Genomic DNA, 17,929 nt, shown 5'->3' on the forward strand with positions numbered 1-17,929 from the left:
GCGATGCAACGTGAAGTGGTGGTAGTGAGCGGCGTGCGCACGGCAATCGGCGACTTCGGCGGCAGCCTGAAAGATTTCGCGCCGACGGATCTCGGCGCGCGCGTGGTGCGCGAGGCGTTGTCGCGTGCGAACGTGGCGGGCGACGAAGTCGGCCATGTCGTGTTCGGCAACGTGATCCACACGGAACCGAAGGACATGTACCTCGCGCGCGTCGCGGCAATCAACGGCGGCGTCGCGCAGCACGCGCCCGCGCTGACGGTGAACCGCCTGTGCGGCTCGGGCCTGCAGGCGATCGTATCGGCGGCGCAGTCCGTGCTGCTCGGCGATGCCGACGTCGCCATCGGCGGCGGTGCGGAAAGCATGAGCCGCGCGCCGTACATCATGCCGTCGGCGCGCTTCGGCCAGCGCATGGGCAACGCGAGCATCGTCGACATGATGCTCGGCGCGCTGCACGATCCGTTTCAGTCGATCCACATGGGTGTGACGGCCGAAAACGTCGCGAAAAAGTATGACATCTCGCGCGACGCCCAGGACGCACTCGCACTCGAATCGCACCGCCGCGCGGCGAAGGCGATCGAAGCCGGCTACTTCAAGGAACAGATTCTCCCGATCACGATTGCGTCGAAGAAGGGCGACACCGTGTTCGACACGGACGAGCACGTGCGCCTGAACGCAAGCACCGACGATTTCTCGAAGCTGAAACCCGTGTTCGCGAAGGAAAACGGCACGGTGACGGCGGGCAACGCGTCGGGCATCAACGACGCCGCGGCAGCGGTCGTGCTGATGGAGCGCAGCGTCGCCGAGAAGCGCGGCGCGAAGCCGCTCGGCCGGCTGGTCGCGTACGCGCATGCGGGCGTCGATCCGAACTACATGGGTATCGGTCCCGTGCCCGCTACGCAGAAGGCGCTCGAACGCGCCGGGCTGACCGTCGGCGATCTCGATGTGATCGAGGCGAACGAGGCGTTCGCGGCGCAGGCCTGCGCGGTCAGCAAGGAACTCGGCCTCGATCCCGCGAAGGTGAACCCGAACGGCTCGGGCATTTCGCTCGGCCATCCGATCGGCGCGACGGGCGCGCTGATTACCGTGAAGGCGCTGTACGAACTGCAGCGCATCGGCGGCCGCTACGCGCTCGTGACGATGTGCATCGGCGGCGGGCAGGGCATCGCCGCCATCTTCGAGCGGATCTGATCCGCTCGCCCGGGACGGCGGCTGCCGCGCCGTCCCGTCTTCGAACAAACTTGCGGTATAACCGGTCGAATGGGGTTTTCGACGTCGCGCACGTCATCAAGCCGGTTGAAAGGAACACACGGATGCAGGAAAGAAGGTCGAACCACAGGGCGTCGTGGTCCGCGATGATCGCGGCTGCGGCATTGACCGTCACGCTCGCGCTGCCAGGCGCGGCGCATGCGCAAAGCGATGCCGTCAAGCAACTCGCGGCACCGCCGGCAATCCAGTTGCCGCTGAAGCCCAGCCCCGAGTTCGCGAAGTTTCCGCAATACGCTGGCACGCTCGGCAAGCGGCAGATCGTGCTGCGCCTCGGCGCGAAAACCGGTCGCGACGATGCAGGCGGGGTCCACGGCGAATATCAGTACGCAGACACGGGCGAAGTGATCCTGATCGCGGGCGACCGCGACGGCGACACGCTCGAAGTCGAAGAGTCGAACGACGGCACGCATATCACGGGCAACTGGGTCGGCAAATTTGCCGCCGACGGTTCGCTCGAAGGCGAGCGGATGAACGTCGACGACTCGGAGCCGCTGGAGTTCTCGTTGCGGCCGGTCGCTGCGGGACAGAAGGCGCCCGTCGCGACGGGTAAGGTTGCGCCTGCTCAGGCACAATCCCCGGCACAAGCTTCGGCACCACAGCCCGCCCAGTCGCGCGGCCAGGCCGTCAACGGCGTGAGCAATCTGACCATCGGCGAATAAGAACTAACAAGCGCCACGCGTATCACTGACGAATCCAACTTTCTCTGACCATGACTCAAAAGACTCCGAAGCACGGCTTGCAGACTCGCATCGTTCAACCGGACGATCAGATCACGCACGGTTGGGAATCGTTTTCGGTGCCCGTGGCGCGCGCATCGACGGTCGTCTTTCCGGACCTCGCCGCGATGCGCGCGCTCGACTGGAAGAACGACGCGCAATGGCGCTACGGCCTGCACGCGACGCCGACGTCGATCGCGCTTGCGCAGCGGCTCGCCGCGCTCGAAGGCGGCAATCATGCGCTGTTGCAGCCTTCGGGCCTCTCGTCGATTTCGAACGTCTACTTCGGCCTCGTGAAATCGGGCGACGACGTGCTGATCCCCGACAACGTGTACTCGCCGAACCGCGATCACGCGGAATGGCTCGCGAAGGACTTCGGCATCACCGCGCGCTATTACGATCCGATGATCGGCGCGGGCATCGCCGATCTGATCCAGCCGAACACGAAGCTGATCTGGCTCGAAGCGCCCGGCTCGGTGACGATGGAAGTGTCGGACATTCCGGCCATCACGAACGTCGCCCGCGCGCGCGGCGTCGTCACGGCGATCGACAACACGTGGTCGGCGGGGCTCGCGTTCCGGCCGTTCGATCACGGCGTCGACATTTCGATGCAGGCGCTCACGAAGTATCAGTCGGGCGGCAGCGACGTGCTGATGGGCGCGACCATCACGGTCGACAAGGAACTGCATCTGAAGCTGAAGCTCGCGCGCATGCGTATGGGCATTGGCGTGTCGTCAGACGATTGCTCGCTGATCCTGCGCAGCCTGCCGTCGATGAAAGTGCGTTTCGAGCAGCACACGAAGAGCGCACTCGAACTCGCGAAGTGGCTGAAGACGCGTTCCGAAATCGCCGCCGTGCTGCATCCGGCGCTGCCCGACTGTCCGGGGCACGCGTTCTATCAGCGCGACTTCACGGGCGCGGGCGGGCTCTTTTCGGTCGTGTTCGACGCGCGTTATACGCCGGAGCAGATCGACAGGTTCTGCGAATCGCTGGAACTGTTTTCGCTCGGCTGGAGCTGGGGCGGCGCGCAAAGTCTCGCGATGCCGTACAACGTCGCGTCGATGCGCACCGAATCGCAATGGCCGCATCGCGGCACGCTGGTGCGCTTCTACGTCGGTCTCGAAGACGAAGGGGATCTGCGCAAGGACATCGAGCGTTGCCTCGTCGCGCTGGGTTGATCCTGTAGCGCTTCATCGAGCCACACGACAAAAAGCCCGCTCGGGATTCGAGCGGGCTTTTTGTTTTTCAAATCGTGCCGTCGGGCAAACGGTTCAGAACAGCCGCAGCAATCCGTCGAGCCCGACATGATTGAACGCGACGCTGGCCGCTTCGCGCACCACGGGCTTCGCGCGGAATGCGACGGACAGACCTGCCGCCGCCATCATCTTCAGATCGTTCGAGCCGTCGCCCAATGCGATCGCGCGCGTGGGTTCGATGCCGAGCTTGTCGCACGCTTCGCGCAGCGTGCGCGCCTTCACGTCGGCGTTGACGATCTCGCCGAGCACACGCCCCGTCAGCTTGCCGTCGACGATCTCCAGCGTGTTCGCGCGCGTGAAATCGAGGCCGAGACGCGCCTGAAGTTTTTCGGTGAAGAACGTGAAGCCGCCCGACACCAGCAGCGTCTTCATGCCCGCCGCCTTTGCGCCCGCCAGCATCGTCTCGGCGCCCGGCGACAGCTGCAGGCGCTGCTCATAGACCTTTTCAAGCGCGCTCGCATCCAGCCCCTTCAGCAGTGCGACGCGGCGCGTGAGGCTCTCGTTGAAATCCTTGATCTCGCCGCGCATCGCCGCTTCCGTGATGGCCGCCACTTCAGCCTTCAGCCCGCAGAAATCCGCGATCTCGTCGATACATTCGATCGTGATCAGCGTCGAATCCATGTCCATCGCGACGAGGCCGAAGTCCGTCAGCCGACGGGCCGGTTCGACGAATGCGTAGTCGAGTTCGTGCGTGCCGCAGTAGACGTCGAGGTCGGGGCGCTGCCCGATGGCGGCGCTTTCGATGCGCACGGCGCACGGATCGATCGCGGAAAGCGTCGCGCCGCGCGACAGCGCGAGCAGCGGCTTGTGGTGTTCGGCGGCAATCGGGGTGAGGCTTTGGATGACGAGATTCATGTCGACGCGGGAAGTGGGCAGCCAGTCAGGACGGCACGGGAAATCCGGCTATTGTAACGGTTCGGCGCATGCCACCCGCACGGTCTGAAACGCGCGACCGCATGCTTCATACTGACGGCTCAAAACAATCCGCCTGACTCATGGATAACCAGCCACATCACCGGCGAAGACAAAACTGGAGACACTCATGAACCCGTCGAACCCGTCCCGCGATGCCGGCATCGCCCGCGATTTCGACTTGCGGCATCTCGATGCGTCGTTTCACGCGGACCCGTATCCCGTCTATCACGCGCTGCGCACGCACGAGCCCGTCAAGCGCATGCCGGACGGATCGCTTTTTCTCACGCGCTATCGGGACGTGCAGGCTGTCTATCGCGATCCGAAGACATTCAGTTCAGACAAGAAAGTCGAATTCGCGCCGAAATACGGCGCAACACCGCTCTTCGAGCATCACACGACAAGTCTCGTGTTCAACGATCCGCCGCTGCACACGCGCGTGCGCAAGCTGATCGCGGGTGCGCTGACGGCGCGTGCGATCGCCGCGATGGAAAGCGGGCTCGTACGTCTGGTCGACGGCCTGCTCGATCGTGCCGCGGACTGCCGCGAGATCGACCTGATCGGCGATTTCGCGGCGGCGATTCCCGTCGAAGTGATCGGTAACCTGCTCGACGTGCCGCACGACGAACGCGAACCCTTGCGCGACTGGTCGCTCGCGATTCTCGGCGCGCTCGAGCCTTCGCTCACGCCGGCGCAGCACGAGCGCGGCAACCGCGCGGTGACGGAGTTCGTGGCGTATCTGAAGGATCTCGTCGCGCGACGCCGCGCGGCGCCGGGCGACCCGCAGCATGATGTGCTGACGCGTCTGATCGAGGGCGAGGCGGGCGGCGAGCAGTTGTCCGAGGTCGAACTGCTGCAGAACTGCATCTTCATCCTGAACGCCGGTCACGAAACGACGACCAATCTGATCGGCAACGGCCTCGTCACGCTGAGCGTCTGGACGGACGAACGTGCTGCCTTGCTGCGCGAGCCGGAACTGATCGACAGCGCGATCGAGGAATGTCTGCGTTTCGAGAGTTCGAACCAGCTCGGCAACCGGATGACGATGCTCGATACCGAGATCGGCGGCATGCCGGTGACGGCGGGCACGCCCGTCACGCTGTGCATCGGCGCGGCGAACCGCGATCCCGCGCAGTTCGCCGATCCCGACCGCTTCGATATCCGCCGCACGCCGAACCGGCATCTCGCGTTCGGCTTCGGCATTCATCAGTGCGCGGGCCTGTCGCTTGCGCGGCTCGAAGCGCGGATCGCGATCGGCCGCTTTGTGCAGCGTTTTCCGTCGTATCGGATCAGCGGCGAGCCGACGCGCGGCGGACGCGTCCGGTTTCGCGGCTATGCGGCGGTGCCGTGCGCCGTCGAATGAGCGGCTGAATGAGCGGCTGAATAAAGCGCGTGTCGATGCTCCGGCGTCCGTAGCTTTTTCCGTATGGAGGCAAGTCTTACAGCGAGATTGCGCCGTGCCGCGCGACCTTGCATCGGCAGCGTGCATGGCGGCGTGCCCGGGTGCTGGGCACGCTTGCTGCTTTGCATGGAGTTCAACTTCCGGGAGCGCGCGATGGCTCACATGATCTGGAAAGGCGCGATCAGCTTCGGTCTCGTCCATGTGCCCGTACAACTTTATCCGGCGACGAAGTCGGAGAAAGTCGGCTTCAATCTGCTCGACAAACGCTCGATCGATCCCATCGGTTATCGGCAGATCAACAAGCGCACGGGCAAGGAAGTGACGCGCGAGAACATCGTGCGCGGCTACGAGTACGAGAAGGACAAATACGTCGTGCTGACGGATGAGGAGATTCGCGCTGCGAATCCCGAATCGACGCAGACGGTCGACATCATCGCGTTCGTCGAAGCGCCCGAGATTCCGTTTCTCTATCTCGACACGCCGTACTACCTGACGCCCGACCGCAAGGGCGAGAAGGTCTATGCGTTGCTGCGCGACGCGATGAAGGCGACGGGCAAGATCGGCGTTGCGAACGTCGTGATGCACAACAGGCAGCATCTGGCCGCGCTGATTCCCGTCGGGCCGATGCTCGCGCTCAACACACTGCGCTGGGCGGCGGAGGTGCGTCCATTCGACGAGTTCAAGCTGCCCGACGAAAGCGCGAAGAAGTCCGGCGTCACGGCGCGCGAGCTGGAGATGGCGAAAAAGCTGATCGGCGACATGAGCGACAAGTGGAATCCCGCCGACTACAAGGATACGTTCCGCGACGACATCCTCGCGCTCGTCGACAAGAAGGTGCAGGCGGGCATGACGGAAGAGGTGATGGATATCGAAACGCCGCGCGAAGCGCGTCCTTCTGCGGATATTCTCGACTTGTCCGATCTGCTCAAGCGCAGCCTCGGGCGCCGTGGCAAGGGCAAGCCTGCGGCGCGCGCAGCGGCGCGCGACGACGCCGACGCAGAGGAAGCGGAAGCCGCACCCGCAAAACCGCGCGCGGCGGCGAAGAAGACCACGCGACGCTCGACAGCAACGGCCGCGCGCAAGAGCACGGCCGGGGCTGCGCGCAAACGTCGCGCGGCGTGACGGCGGATCGCGCCGCCGACGGCTGCCGCGCCGCTTGCCAGGCAACAGGAAGCGCATATCGATCATGACCGACAAGCTCGAGACCTATCATCGCAAGCGCCGCTTCAATGAAACGCCGGAGCCGTCGGGTGCCGCCGAACGCGCGAGGCGCGCGCGGGCTGCGAAGAGACCGGCGAGAAAGACGGCGCGGCAGCACGAGCTGTCGTTCGTGATCCAGGAACACGACGCGCGACGCCTGCACTACGACTTCCGTCTCGAACTCGACGGCACGCTGAAGTCCTGGGCCGTGCCGAAAGGTCCGAGTCTCGATCCGTCCGTCAAGCGGCTCGCCGTGCATGTCGAGGATCACCCGATCGAATACGGCTCGTTCGAAGGCGACATACCCGAGGGCAATTACGGCGCGGGTTCGGTGATCGTCTGGGATCGCGGCACGTGGGAACCCGTGGGCGGCGAAGCGGGCGCACGCGACGCATACGCAGCGGGCAAGCTCAAATTCCATCTGAACGGACACAAGCTGCACGGCGGCTGGACGCTCGTGCGCAGCCATATGCGCGGCAGCGGTGACAAGGAGCAATGGCTGCTCATCAAGGAGCGCGACGACGAAGCGCGAAGCGAAGCCGACTTCGACGTGCTCGAACAGCGCCAGGGCAGCGTGCTGTCCGATGCGCCGGGCGCGCGCGGCGGTGCCGATGGTGCGGATGGTGCCGATGGTGCAAAGGGCGCGGGCAAAGCGGTAGCAGGCAGGACGAAAGAGGAGCGGGCGAACGCGTCGATCAAGGCGTCGAAGGCGGCGTCGTCGCGTAAAGCCAAAGGCACGCCTGACGACCGTCCCGATATCGTCGCAACGCGCAACGCGCAATCGCTGCGTGAACTGGCGCAGCATCCGTCGATCGAAGGCGCCGTCGAGGCGAAGCTGCCCGCCGCGCTCAAGCCGCAACTGGCGACGCTCGTCGACAGCGCGCCCGCCAGCGACGACTGGCTCTACGAGATCAAGTTCGACGGTTATCGTGTGCTGGCGCGTATCGATCGCACGTCGAAAGAGCCGGTAAAGATATTCACGCGCGCGGGCAACGACTGGAGCGCGAAGTTCAGCAAGCAGGTGAAGACGATCGCGAAGGTCGGCGTCGACAGCGCGTGGCTCGATGGCGAAGCCGTGGTGCTGGACAGCAACGGCGTGCCGAGTTTCCAGTCGCTGCAAAACGCATTCGACGCGAACCGTCCGCAAGACATCACGCTGTATCTGTTCGACTTGCCCTATCTGAACGGCTACGACCTGCGCAGCGTGCCGCTCGAACAGCGCCGCGCGATCCTGCGCGCGCTGCTCGAAACCGTCGGCGACGACATGCTGCGCTTTTCATCGGACTTTGGCTTCGATGCCGGTCAACTGCTGAAGAGCGCCTGCGACATGCAGCTCGAAGGCATCATCGGCAAGCGGCGCGACAGCCTCTATGTGTCCGGCCGCTCGCCTGCCTGGATCAAGCTCAAGTGCCGGCGACGGCAGGAGTTCGTGATCGGCGGTTATACGGAGCCGGCGGGCAGCCGCGAAGCGTTCGGCGCGCTGCTGCTCGGCGTGTACGACACGAAGGGCAAGCTGCAATACGCGGGACGCGTCGGCACGGGTTTCGACGCAAGCAGACTTCGCTCGATCAGGAAGCAACTCGACGCGCGCGAAACAGCGACGATGCCGTTCGCGAGCGAGCCGCGCGAACGAAGCCGCACGCCCGTGCATTGGGTGAAGCCGGAACTCGTCGCCGAATGCAATTTCGCGGAATGGACGGGCGACGGCATCGTGCGGCAGGCGTCGTTCGTCAGCTTGCGCAGCGACAAACCCGCGAAGCAGATCGTCCACGAAGCGCCACGCAAGGGGGCCGACGTGCAGCACATCACGGAAGAATCAAGCGCCGCTCAGACGAAGACATCGACGGCAAAAAAGCGCGCGTCGAAGACGGCGGAGGTTCAGGCCGAATCCAGGACGACGAAGACCCCGGCGAAGCGCGCCCGTGCGTCACCCGACAGCGCAGCCACGAAATCCACCAGCAAGGCGGGCACGGCGATCGTTTCCGGCGTGCGCATTTCGCATCCCGACCGCGTGATCGACAAGAGCACCGGCGTGCGCAAGCTCGAACTCGCCGAATACTACGCGTCGGTGGCATCGTGGATGCTGCCGTTTCTGAAGGACCGGCCTGTCGCGCTGGTGCGCGCGCCGGAGGATATCGGCGGCGAGCTGTTCTTCCAGAAGCACAGCCAGAAACTCGCGATCCCGAACATCACGCAGCATCCGGGGCTCGACCCGGATCATCCGCCGCTGCTGACGATCGAGAGCGAAGGGGCACTCGTCGGCGCGGCGCAGATGGGCACGATCGAACTGCATACGTGGAACGCGGTGGCCGCGAACATCGAAAAGCCCGACCGCATGGTGTTCGATCTCGACCCGGACCCGGCGCTCGGCTGGAAGCGGATGATCGAGGCGGCGCAACTCACGCGCGAACTGCTTCACGAACTCGGTCTCGCATCGTTCTGCAAGACGAGCGGCGGCAAGGGACTGCACGTCGTCGTGCCGATTGCAAAGCAGCTGGGTTGGGATGAGGTGAAGGCCTTTTCGCAGGCTGTCGCGCAACACATGGCGACCGCGCTGCCGAAGCACTTCGCCGCGAAGATGGGCGCGCAGAATCGCAAGGGCAAGATTTTCGTCGACTATCTGCGCAACAACCGCGGGTCGAGCACCGTCTGCGCCTATTCGCTTCGCGCGCGTCCCGGGCTGGGCGTGTCGGTACCGCTCGCATGGGACGAAGTGCCCGGCACGACGGCGGGCGACCAATGGAATATCGCTAACGTGCATGAACGGCTCGACGCGATGAAAAGCGATCCGTGGGCCGATTTCGCGAAGACGAAGCAGCGCATCACGGCCGCGATGCGGCGCAGGCTCGATACGGCGGAACACGATTGAGCGCCGCGCATCGGCTGATGGGCAACATGCGAGACGCGCAGGCGTCGTCGCATGCATACGAGGGAGGGCATCATGAAGACATCGCAGCAACACGCGACGGGCGACGAGCACGAAGAGAAGGCAACCCGCCCCGAAGGCAACGATCAGTCGAATGTGCTGAAGCGTCCGTTCGGCGAGCAGGCCGCGCCCTTGCCGCACGAGTCGGATCAAAGCATGGAGTCGCAGCACGAGGATGAGCCGCGCGGCGTCGGCAAGCAGGCGCACAGCGATCTCGAACACGGGCTCGAAGATACCGACCGGCGCGGCGGCGGCGACTATCAGGAGCGCACGCAGAACGACGCGCATGCAAACGAGAATTCCGCGGGAACGGGCCACAAGCGTCGCTGAGCGAGGCGCGCGAGCTTGAACCCGCGTCCATAAAGGTCAGATCTTCCCGGCGTTTCCGTCGATATCCCAATACGGCGGATCGCCGAAATGCGCGGCGAGGAAGTCGATGAACGCGACGGTCTTCGGCGGCACGAACGCGCGCGACGGGTACACCGCCCAGATCGCGACCGTCTCCGCAAGCGGATACGCGTCGAGCACGGTCACGAGTTCGCCGCTGCGCAGATAGGGCGCGACGTCCCACGTCGATTTCAGCGCGATGCCGAAGCCCGCGAGCAGCGCATCGCGTATCACTTCGCCGTTGTCGGTGGCGAGCCGCCCGCCGACGCGCACGCTCAGCGGGCCTGCGGGCGTGACGAACGACCAGTCGCGCTGGTCGGCGAGGATCACGCATTCGTGCTGCGCGAGATCGGACGGATGATGCGGCGCGCCGCGGTCGGCGAGGTACGCCGGCGAGCAGCAGATCACGCGCCGGTTGACCGCGAGCCGCCGCGCGACCAGCGACGAATCCTTCAGCGCGCCCAGCCGGATGCCGACGTCGACGCCTGCATCGACGAGATCGACGATCTGGTCGGTAAGACGCAGGTCGACGCTCACGCCCGGATAGCGGCGCAAGAAGGCCGCGATCACGGGCGAGACATGCTGGCGCCCGAACGACGACGGCATCGACACGCGCAGCCGTCCCTGCGGCTCGGCCTGTCCGCGCCCGACGGACGCACGCGCGGCGGCCGCCGCGTCAAGCAGCGTCTCGGCGCGTGCCATGAACACCTCGCCTTCCTGCGTGAGGCTGACGCGGCGCGTCGTCCGATGCAGCAGGCGCGCGCCCAGCAGTTTTTCCAGGTTCGCGACGCGCGCGCTCGCGACGGCGGGCGACAACCCGAACTCCCGTCCCGCCGCCGATACGTTCGCGAGCAGCGCGGCGCGCACGAACAGCGCAACGTCGAGCAGGTCGAGGCGGTCGCGTTCGCCAGATGCTGCATGAGACACTGTGTCCATTGATTATTCGGAAATTCCAGAAGATGTTTCAGCTATTACGCCAGTTTTCACAGCGTAAAGAATTTCCTACAGTTGAGTCAACGCGATCGGCGCGGCGCTTGTGAATCAGATCCCGCGCCGGTCGCCCGCTTGCTCAGAAACATCAAACAAACCCAGGAGCCGTCATGAAAGCCGTTGGACTGACCCGTTACCTTCCCATCGACAACCCCGAGTCGCTCGTCGACATCGAGATCGACAAACCGCGGCCCACGGGTCACGACTTACTCGTGAAAGTCGAGGCGATTTCCGTGAACCCGGTGGACTACAAGGTCCGCTCGCCGAAGGACACCGTTGAAAAGACGCCGCGCGTGCTCGGTTGGGACGCAGCGGGGACCGTGGAGGCTGTCGGGCCGGACGTGACGCTGTTCAAGGCGGGCGATCCGGTGTTCTATGCGGGCAGCATCACGCGGCCGGGTGCGAACAGCGAGTTCCATCTCGTCGACGAGCGGATCGTCGGCCGGAAGCCGGCGTCGCTCGATTTCACGCAGGCGGCCGCGTTGCCGCTGACGGCGATCACTGCTTGGGAATCGCTGTTCGACCGTCTGGGCGTGTCGCCGCAGGGCGCGGATGCGGGCAAGTCGGTGCTGATTATCGGCGGCGCGGGCGGCGTGGGTTCGATCGGCATCCAGCTTGCGAAGCAGCTCGCGAAGCTGACGGTGATCGCGACGGCGTCGCGGCCCGAATCGGCGAAGTGGGCGAAGGAGCTGGGCGCGGATCATATCGTCGATCATTTCGGCGACATGCCTGCGCAGTTGAAGGAGATCGGTTTCGAGCAGGTCGATTATGTGTTGATGTTCAATGACACCGACCGGCATTTTCCGGCGGCGGCTGCTGTTATCAAGCCGCAAGGGGGAATTGCGACGATCGTCGAAAATGCAGCTCCCGTTCCCGTCGAGTTGTTGAAGGCGAAGAGCGCCGCGTTTCATTGGGAGTTCATGTTCACGCGGTCGATGTTCGGGACGCCCGATATGGTCGAGCAGCATAAGCTGTTGACGGAGGTGGCGCGTCTTGTCGACGCGGGGACGTTGCGGACTACTGTCGGTGAGAGTCTCGGCAAGATTAACGCTGAGAATGTGCGGCGCGCGCACAAGATGCTTGAAGAAGGGCGGGCGATTGGGAAGTTGGTGTTGACTGGCTTTTGATTTTTTGTCTGCGACGCTAGTCGCGATTCTGGTTTTTGGTTTTTGGCTTTTTGGTTTTTGCTGCGCTGGCATCCGCGTTTTCATATCGGTACTTCAGGCGTTGCCCCTGTGCGGGGCGGCACTTACTTTCTTTGCCGCCGCAAAGAAAGTAAGCAAAGAAAGCGGGCTAACCCCGCCAATCCTAGTTGTTGCCTGCGGGCCCCCACGGGTCCCGCACTCCACACGGCAACGCGCTATTTCATGCCCGTTGCCAGCGCCTCTAACAGGCGCATCACCCTCTCCAGTCACCCGTAGCGCAGCCAGCGGCAGCGAATGGTCTGCGCCGCCCAGGTGGCAAACTGTGTGTAGCTTGTCGCACCTTACGCGTTGGTGCTCCTACGACACCGATCCGGCTTTTCAGTCCGGAGTGGTGCACGTACGTCGCGACGGCCTACACACCGTTTGCCACCTGGGCGGCCGTGGACGTTTGGTAACGCAGTCCGTGACGCGGGAGTGTGAAGTGGGGGATGCGAATCCAGGAGCGCTGGCAACGGGCATTGAGTAGCTCGATGCCGCGTGAAGTGCGGGACCCGTGGGGGGCCCGCAGGCAAACACAAGGATTGGCGGGGTGAGCCCGCTTTCTTTGCTTACTTTCTTTGCGGCGGCAAAGAAAGTAGGTGCCGCCCCGCACAGGGGCAACGCATGAAGCACCGATACGAACTCGCGGATGCCAGCGTAGCCGCAAAGGACTCCGGATGCCAGCGTAGCCGCAAAAGACACCAGATGCCATCGAAAACCAAATCAAAAAAACCAGGGAAAAACACCCGCGCCACGCGCCACGCCTAAGCGTTAGACTTCCACAACAGCATGCAAAAGCATGCAAAAAGACCGCAGCGCGCAGCTGCCCAACAACGAGGTGACAGTATGAGCATCAGCGTCAAACTTCCCGCCGTTTCTGTTGTGGCTTCTCTCGCATGCGCAACACTTGCGTTCGTCGCACTGCCGGCGTTCGCGGCAACGCCGATTACGGTGACGTCGCAGGCAGCCACCGACGGGCCCATCCGCTATACCGTCAAGGTCACGTCGAAGCAGTTCGGCAACTCGCAGGAAACGCGCACCATCCGCTCCGGCGAATCCGACGACTTCACGTGGAAAACCGTGCCGCCCGGCGGCCCCGTTGCCGTCGATAGCGATTGCCCGGATATGTCGTCGCTGCCCCTCGATCCCAATGGCGCCATGATCCGCCAGACGCAGATCCGCTTCGCGCCCGTCGTCGCGAAAGACGGCACGGCGACCGTGCAGATGAACTTCCAGGCACAGACGCCCAAAGGCACCAAGATCGTGTCGAACAACGGCAAGTCGCTCAAGTGTCCAAACTATACGAGCGTGAGCCAGGTGCTGCGCTTCACGATGCCGACCAACGGCAGCACCAAGACGCTCACGTTGAGCGACGGCTCGCAGGTCGCGGTGTCGGCGAAACGGTAACGCGCATCGGTTGCATGCGGCGTGCATGCCATCCAGGTGACATGCCGCATGCGGGACGGATAAGCCGGGAATCCGTGGCCGGCGTCAGTCGCGTCCCGGCTTGCGCTCGACCAGCCGCGACGCCAGAAACCGGTGCTCCGCCGAAAACAGCCGCCGGTACGTGAGCAGCACGGCGCCCACCGTGCCGAGCGCCGATGCCGCCGCGATCAGGAACATGATCACGATCTGATAGCGCACGGCCTGCACGGGCGATTGCCCCGCGAGCACCTGACCCGTCATCATCCCCGGCAGGCTGACGACACCGACCACGGCCATCTGGTTGAGCGTCGGTATCATGCCCGCGCGCACGGCCTGGCGCGCCGGTCCCTGCGCGGCTTCCCAACGTGTTGCGCCAAGCGCGAGCGCCATGTCGACGCGGTCGCGGCGCGCCGTCAGTTCCTCCGTCATCCGCTCGATCCCGAGCGACACGCCCGTCAGCGTATTGCCGAGAATCATCCCGAGAATGGGAATCGCATATTGCGGCTCGTACCACGGCCGGATGCGGATGACGAGGAACAGTCCGACGGCGGCGACCAGCCATGCGCTCGCCCAGATCGACATGATGCTGTCGGCACGTTGTCCCGCGTAGGTGCGCGTGCCGCGTCCCGCGCCCGCGAATCCCGCGATCAGCGTCATCACGATCATCAGCGGCAGCACCACATACCAGCGGTTGTATGCAAACACCCACGCGAGCACGTAGCCGATCGCCAGCAGCTGGACGACGGTGCGCACGGCGGCCCACGCGAGCTTGCGTTCGAGATCGAGCTTCAGCGCCACCGACACCGCGCCATTCACGACGATCAGCAGCGCCGCGATCGCGACGTCCCAGAGACTGAGGTTCTGCAGGTTCATCGCGGACTCTCCGTGGCGCGCGGCGACGCAGCGGAGTGCGGACCGTCGAGCACACCCGCGCGCATCGTCAGATGACGGTTGTTGACCCGCGCTGCCTGCGCGGGATCGTGCGAGACCCAGAGCCACGCGCGCGCCTCTTGCGCGGCATCGAACCAGGCGCGCACGAGCCCTTCGATGGCAAGCGCCGATTCGGGATCGAGCGAAGCCGTCGGCTCGTCGAGCAGCAGCACGTCGGGTTCGAGCTGCAGCACGCGGATCAACGCGGCGATCTGCGCCTCGCCGCCCGACAGCTCACTCGCGAAGCGATCGAGGAAATCGTTCGCGCGGCCCGCCTGCGACGCGAGCGCGGCCGCCCGTTCGCGATCGAAGCGCACGTCGCGGTATGCGTGCAGCGTGTACGGGTAGCGCAGATTGTCTTCGACGGTGCCGTCGAGCAGCGCGGGCCGCTGACGGATATACGCAACGTGGCGCCGAAAGCGCGGGATCGTTGCGCGTGCAATCCGCCTTCCGCGCCAGCGCACTTCGCCGCCATCGAGCGGATCGAGCAGCGCGAGCGCGCGCATGAAGACGCTTTTGCCCGAACCCGACGGTCCCGTGATCGCGATGCGCTCGCCCGCATGAATGGCGATGCGGGCGGGATGCAGCAGTGTCTGGCCGCGCGCAGCGTCGCGCCGCACGATGTCATGCGCCTCGACGAGGGGCGCGTCGTTTATGTTCGTGTTGTGGGGCATGGTCGTGGAAAACTGTCGCAGCGCATCATCATAGCGAACCGCGCGCGGGCACAGGACGTGCTGCGCAGACGAATGACGTAAGCATTCTCACCGGAGCCCTCATGGCTGTGCTGCATTCGGCTGGCATGACAATCGGCAGGACGATAGGCAAGACCCTCGCGTGGCTGGTCGCCGTGCTGCTGATTCTGATTGCGGTGGTCGTGGTCTTCATTCTCACCTTCGACTGGAATCGCGCACGGCCGTATGTGAATGAGAAAGTGAGCGAAGCGATAGGGCGTCCCTTCGCCATCGAGGGTGACCTCAGGGTGGGCTGGCGTCATCCCGTCGGCGAAACGGGCTGGCATGCGTGGGTGCCATGGCCGCGTTTCTCCGCGCAGAACATTACGATCGCGAATCCCGATTGGACCCGGCAGAAGCACTTCGCGACGCTCGACGAGATCGACTTTCAGGTGAAAGTGCTGCCGCTGCTCGCGCACGACATCGTGATTCCCGCGATCAATCTGGTGAATCCATCCGTCGACCTCGAACGTCTTCTCGACGGACGCAACAACTGGACGTTCAAGCTGAAGTCGTCCGCGCAACCGTCCGAGTGGAAACTCGATCTGCACGATATCCAGCTGAACAAAGGGATGATCGCGCTCTCCGACCAGCAGAAGAAGGTCGACATGCAGGCGGTCGTCGATACGCTCGGCCAGCCCGTCCCATCGGCGAAGCGATGAAGCAGCAGGAAGAAGCATCGCGCAAATCGTCGGCGGAAGTGGTTGGACGGCAGGGTGCGAAGCAGTTGACCGCGCAGGCGAAAGCGGCGGCGGCTTCCGAGGCGTCGGGTGCTTCCGAAGCGGCGCCCGGCGTTCCCGTCGCGTCGGGTGCATCCGCGCCCGCGGCGACGGCGAGCGCGGGTGCATCCACGGCTGTCGCCGCATCGGGGGCACCTGCCAGTGCAACAACGGGCACAGCGGGCACGGCTGTCGCGCAGCGCCAGAGCGCGCCTCAATACGGGATCGGCTGGACCGTAAAGGGCACATACAACCGCTCGCCCGTATCGGGCAACGGCAAGCTCGGCGGCGTGCTCGCGCTGCAGGACACGTCGCGGCCGTTCCCTGTGCAGGCCGACGTGAAAGCGGGCGATCTGCGCATCGCGCTCGTCGGCACCGTGACGGATCCCGCACATCTCGCCGCCGTCGATTTGCGGCTCTGGCTGCAAGGCACGAGCCTCGATCATCTGTACGATCTGACGGGCATCACGCTGCCCGAGACGCCGCCGTACGCGACGGAAGGCCATCTGATCGGCAACTTCAAGCAGGGCGCGAGCGTGTTCCGCTATGAAAATTTTACAGGGCGCGTCGGTGGCAGCGATCTGAACGGCACGCTCGTCTATACGCAACGCCCAACGCGCCCGCTGCTCGAAGGCACGCTTGTCTCGAACTTGTTGCAGTTCAAGGATCTCGCACCGATCATCGGCGCGGACAGCAACGCGAGCAAGAAGAAGCGCGGCGACACCTCGCGTCAACCTTCGGACAAGGCGCTGCCGACGGAAGAATTCAAGACCGACCGCTGGAAGGCGATCGACGCGAACGTGAAGCTCACGGGCCGCCGCATCATCAAGGACCCGGCGCTGCCCATCACGGATCTCTATACGCACGTCGTGATGACGGATGGCGTGCTGTCGCTCGAGCCGCTGAAATTCGGCGTCGCGGGCGGCTCGCTCGCGTCGAACATTCATCTCGATGGCAGCACGACGCCGCTCAAAGGCCGCTTCTCGACGCAGGCGCGCCATCTGAAACTCAAGCAACTGATGCCGACCGCGAAGACGATGCAAAGCGCGCTCGGCGAAATCAATGGCGATGCCGCGCTGTCCGCGACGGGCAATTCTCCTGCGGCGCTCGCGGGCACGTCGAACGGCGAAGTGAAGCTGCTCATTACCGACGGCGCCGTCAGCCGCCTGCTGATGGAAGCCGCGGGGTTGAACGTCGCGAACGTCGTGTATGAAAAGCTGTTCGGCAATCGCGACGTGCAGATCAATTGCGCGGCCGGTGACTTCGTCGTGACGGACGGCGTGCTCGATTCGCGCGTGTTCGCGCTCGATACGCAGGACGCCGTGATCAATGTCGACGGTACGTTGAACTTGAAGAATGAATCGATGGATCTCGGCGTGCATCCGCATACGAAGGGCTTCCGCATTTTCACGCTGCGCTCGCCGCTCTACGTGAAAGGCACGTTCAAGGATCCGCACGTAGGCGTGAATGCAGCGGCGCTCGCGGCGCGCGGCGGGGCGATGGTCGGCCTCGGTCTGATCAATCCGTTCGCGGCGCTGATTCCGCTGATCGCGCCGAGCAACAACAAGCCGCTGCCTTGTCAGCAGTTGATGGCCGCGATGCGGGCCGAGCATCCGACGGCGCCGCCGCCGGGACAGCGCGAGACAGTCAAGGGCGTCAAGGTGCCGCCCGGGACACCGGGTGCATCGGAGGCTGCGCCGGCCAATGCGCCCGGGACGAAGCCGGCTGCGCCCGTCAAGGGCGCGTCGCTGCCGGGGCCCGCGCATGCGGCGGATTACAAGGGAAGCTGAAAGTCGCGCGAGCTGTTCTCATTCGACTGGAAGTATCGCCCGCAAAAAACACCACGGCCGCGATTTTCGCGGCCGTGGTGTTTATGTGAACTGCG

At 64.6% G+C, this 17,929-nt stretch carries 13 protein-coding genes and 1 pseudogene; 10 read left to right on the plus strand and 4 right to left on the minus strand.

The annotated features are described in order from the left end of the window. Positions 1-3: 3 nt before the first annotated feature. The 3 genes from bktB (at position 4) to FRZ40_RS02885 (ending at position 3,160) form a co-directional block, all read left to right on the plus strand. Positions 4-1,188: a beta-ketothiolase BktB gene (gene bktB / locus FRZ40_RS02875; protein ID WP_028365442.1), complete on the plus strand. Its 1,185-nt coding sequence runs from the start codon at positions 4-6 to the stop codon at positions 1,186-1,188. A gap of 122 nt (positions 1,189-1,310) precedes the next feature. Next, the gene (locus tag FRZ40_RS02880; RefSeq protein ID WP_147233246.1) at positions 1,311-1,925 is read left to right on the plus strand and encodes a hypothetical protein; all 615 of its coding nucleotides are present in this window, start codon (positions 1,311-1,313) and stop codon (positions 1,923-1,925) included. 50 nt (positions 1,926-1,975) lie between these two features. Continuing rightward, positions 1,976-3,160 (plus strand): cystathionine beta-lyase, encoded by a 1,185-nt coding sequence (locus FRZ40_RS02885; protein ID WP_147233248.1) that lies wholly within the window; start codon positions 1,976-1,978, stop codon positions 3,158-3,160. 93 nt (positions 3,161-3,253) lie between these two features. On the opposite strand, the gene serB is transcribed toward FRZ40_RS02885, so the two are convergent. Beyond that, positions 3,254-4,093 carry a phosphoserine phosphatase SerB gene (gene serB, locus FRZ40_RS02890; protein ID WP_147233250.1) on the minus strand — a complete coding sequence of 280 codons (840 nt, stop codon included), beginning with the start codon at positions 4,091-4,093 and terminating at the stop codon, positions 3,254-3,256. Positions 4,094-4,280: 187 nt separating this feature from the next. On the opposite strand from serB, the gene FRZ40_RS02895 reads away from it, so the two are divergent. The 4 genes from FRZ40_RS02895 to FRZ40_RS02910 all read left to right on the plus strand — a co-directional run bounded on the left by FRZ40_RS02895 (position 4,281) and on the right by FRZ40_RS02910 (position 10,008). Continuing rightward, positions 4,281-5,513, plus strand: a complete 1,233-nt coding sequence (locus tag FRZ40_RS02895; RefSeq protein ID WP_147233251.1) for a cytochrome P450 — start codon at positions 4,281-4,283, stop codon at positions 5,511-5,513. A gap of 192 nt (positions 5,514-5,705) precedes the next feature. Further along, entirely contained in the window at positions 5,706-6,674 is a 969-nt protein-coding gene (gene ku, locus FRZ40_RS02900) for a non-homologous end joining protein Ku (RefSeq protein WP_147233253.1), read from the plus strand. A 64-nt stretch (positions 6,675-6,738) separates the two neighbouring features. Next, positions 6,739-9,621, plus strand: a complete 2,883-nt coding sequence (ligD, locus tag FRZ40_RS02905) for a DNA ligase D (protein ID WP_147233255.1) — start codon at positions 6,739-6,741, stop codon at positions 9,619-9,621. 72 nt (positions 9,622-9,693) lie between these two features. After that, positions 9,694-10,008: a hypothetical protein gene (locus tag FRZ40_RS02910; RefSeq protein ID WP_028365449.1), complete on the plus strand. Its 315-nt coding sequence runs from the start codon at positions 9,694-9,696 to the stop codon at positions 10,006-10,008. A 36-nt stretch (positions 10,009-10,044) separates the two neighbouring features. On the opposite strand, the gene FRZ40_RS02915 is transcribed toward FRZ40_RS02910, so the two are convergent. Beyond that, positions 10,045-11,001, minus strand: a complete 957-nt coding sequence (locus tag FRZ40_RS02915; protein ID WP_147233256.1) for a LysR family transcriptional regulator — start codon at positions 10,999-11,001, stop codon at positions 10,045-10,047. Positions 11,002-11,165: 164 nt separating this feature from the next. Here FRZ40_RS02915 and FRZ40_RS02920 point away from each other — a divergent pair, with 164 nt between their 5' ends. After that, positions 11,166-12,182, plus strand: coding sequence for a zinc-binding alcohol dehydrogenase family protein (locus tag FRZ40_RS02920; protein ID WP_147233259.1), 1,017 nt, complete (start codon positions 11,166-11,168; stop codon positions 12,180-12,182). Positions 12,183-13,085: 903 nt separating this feature from the next. After that, a complete protein-coding gene (locus FRZ40_RS02925) occupies positions 13,086-13,646 on the plus strand; it encodes a DUF6013 family protein (protein WP_028365452.1) in 561 nt (186 codons plus the stop codon). Between the two features lie 84 nt (positions 13,647-13,730). Here the strand turns inward: FRZ40_RS02925 and FRZ40_RS02930 are convergent, their stop codons facing one another. Continuing rightward, positions 13,731-14,537, minus strand: a complete 807-nt coding sequence (locus FRZ40_RS02930; protein WP_147233261.1) for an ABC transporter permease — start codon at positions 14,535-14,537, stop codon at positions 13,731-13,733. Continuing rightward, positions 14,534-15,268, minus strand: coding sequence for an ABC transporter ATP-binding protein (locus tag FRZ40_RS02935; protein WP_231516045.1), 735 nt, complete (start codon positions 15,266-15,268; stop codon positions 14,534-14,536). The genes FRZ40_RS02930 and FRZ40_RS02935 overlap by 4 nt, the downstream gene beginning before the upstream one ends. A gap of 101 nt (positions 15,269-15,369) precedes the next feature. On the opposite strand from FRZ40_RS02935, the pseudogene FRZ40_RS02940 reads away from it, so the two are divergent. Further along, a pseudogene (locus FRZ40_RS02940) lies at positions 15,370-17,834 on the plus strand (AsmA family protein). The last annotated feature ends 95 nt before the right edge of the window (positions 17,835-17,929 follow it).

The sequence above is a fragment of the Paraburkholderia azotifigens genome (assembly GCF_007995085.1).
GTDB classification, from domain to species: domain Bacteria; phylum Pseudomonadota; class Gammaproteobacteria; order Burkholderiales; family Burkholderiaceae; genus Paraburkholderia; species Paraburkholderia azotifigens.

What these genes read in the sequence shown, in the direction of transcription:
- FRZ40_RS02880 (WP_147233246.1), top strand. Translation starts at nt 1,311, where the DNA reads ATGCAGGAAAGAAGGTCGAACCACAGGGCGTCGTGGTCCGCGATGATC.
- FRZ40_RS02910 (WP_028365449.1), top strand. Translation starts at nt 9,694, where the DNA reads ATGAAGACATCGCAGCAACACGCGACGGGCGACGAGCACGAAGAGAAG.
- bktB (WP_028365442.1), top strand. Translation starts at nt 4, where the DNA reads ATGCAACGTGAAGTGGTGGTAGTGAGCGGCGTGCGCACGGCAATCGGC.
- FRZ40_RS02895 (WP_147233251.1), top strand. Translation starts at nt 4,281, where the DNA reads ATGAACCCGTCGAACCCGTCCCGCGATGCCGGCATCGCCCGCGATTTC.
- FRZ40_RS02915 (WP_147233256.1), bottom strand. Translation starts at nt 11,001, where the DNA reads ATGGACACAGTGTCTCATGCAGCATCTGGCGAACGCGACCGCCTCGAC.
- FRZ40_RS02885 (WP_147233248.1), top strand. Translation starts at nt 1,976, where the DNA reads ATGACTCAAAAGACTCCGAAGCACGGCTTGCAGACTCGCATCGTTCAA.
- ku (WP_147233253.1), top strand. Translation starts at nt 5,706, where the DNA reads ATGGCTCACATGATCTGGAAAGGCGCGATCAGCTTCGGTCTCGTCCAT.
- FRZ40_RS02925 (WP_028365452.1), top strand. Translation starts at nt 13,086, where the DNA reads ATGAGCATCAGCGTCAAACTTCCCGCCGTTTCTGTTGTGGCTTCTCTC.
- ligD (WP_147233255.1), top strand. Translation starts at nt 6,739, where the DNA reads ATGACCGACAAGCTCGAGACCTATCATCGCAAGCGCCGCTTCAATGAA.
- FRZ40_RS02930 (WP_147233261.1), bottom strand. Translation starts at nt 14,537, where the DNA reads ATGAACCTGCAGAACCTCAGTCTCTGGGACGTCGCGATCGCGGCGCTG.
- FRZ40_RS02935 (WP_231516045.1), bottom strand. Translation starts at nt 15,268, where the DNA reads ATGCCCCACAACACGAACATAAACGACGCGCCCCTCGTCGAGGCGCAT.
- serB (WP_147233250.1), bottom strand. Translation starts at nt 4,093, where the DNA reads ATGAATCTCGTCATCCAAAGCCTCACCCCGATTGCCGCCGAACACCAC.
- FRZ40_RS02920 (WP_147233259.1), top strand. Translation starts at nt 11,166, where the DNA reads ATGAAAGCCGTTGGACTGACCCGTTACCTTCCCATCGACAACCCCGAG.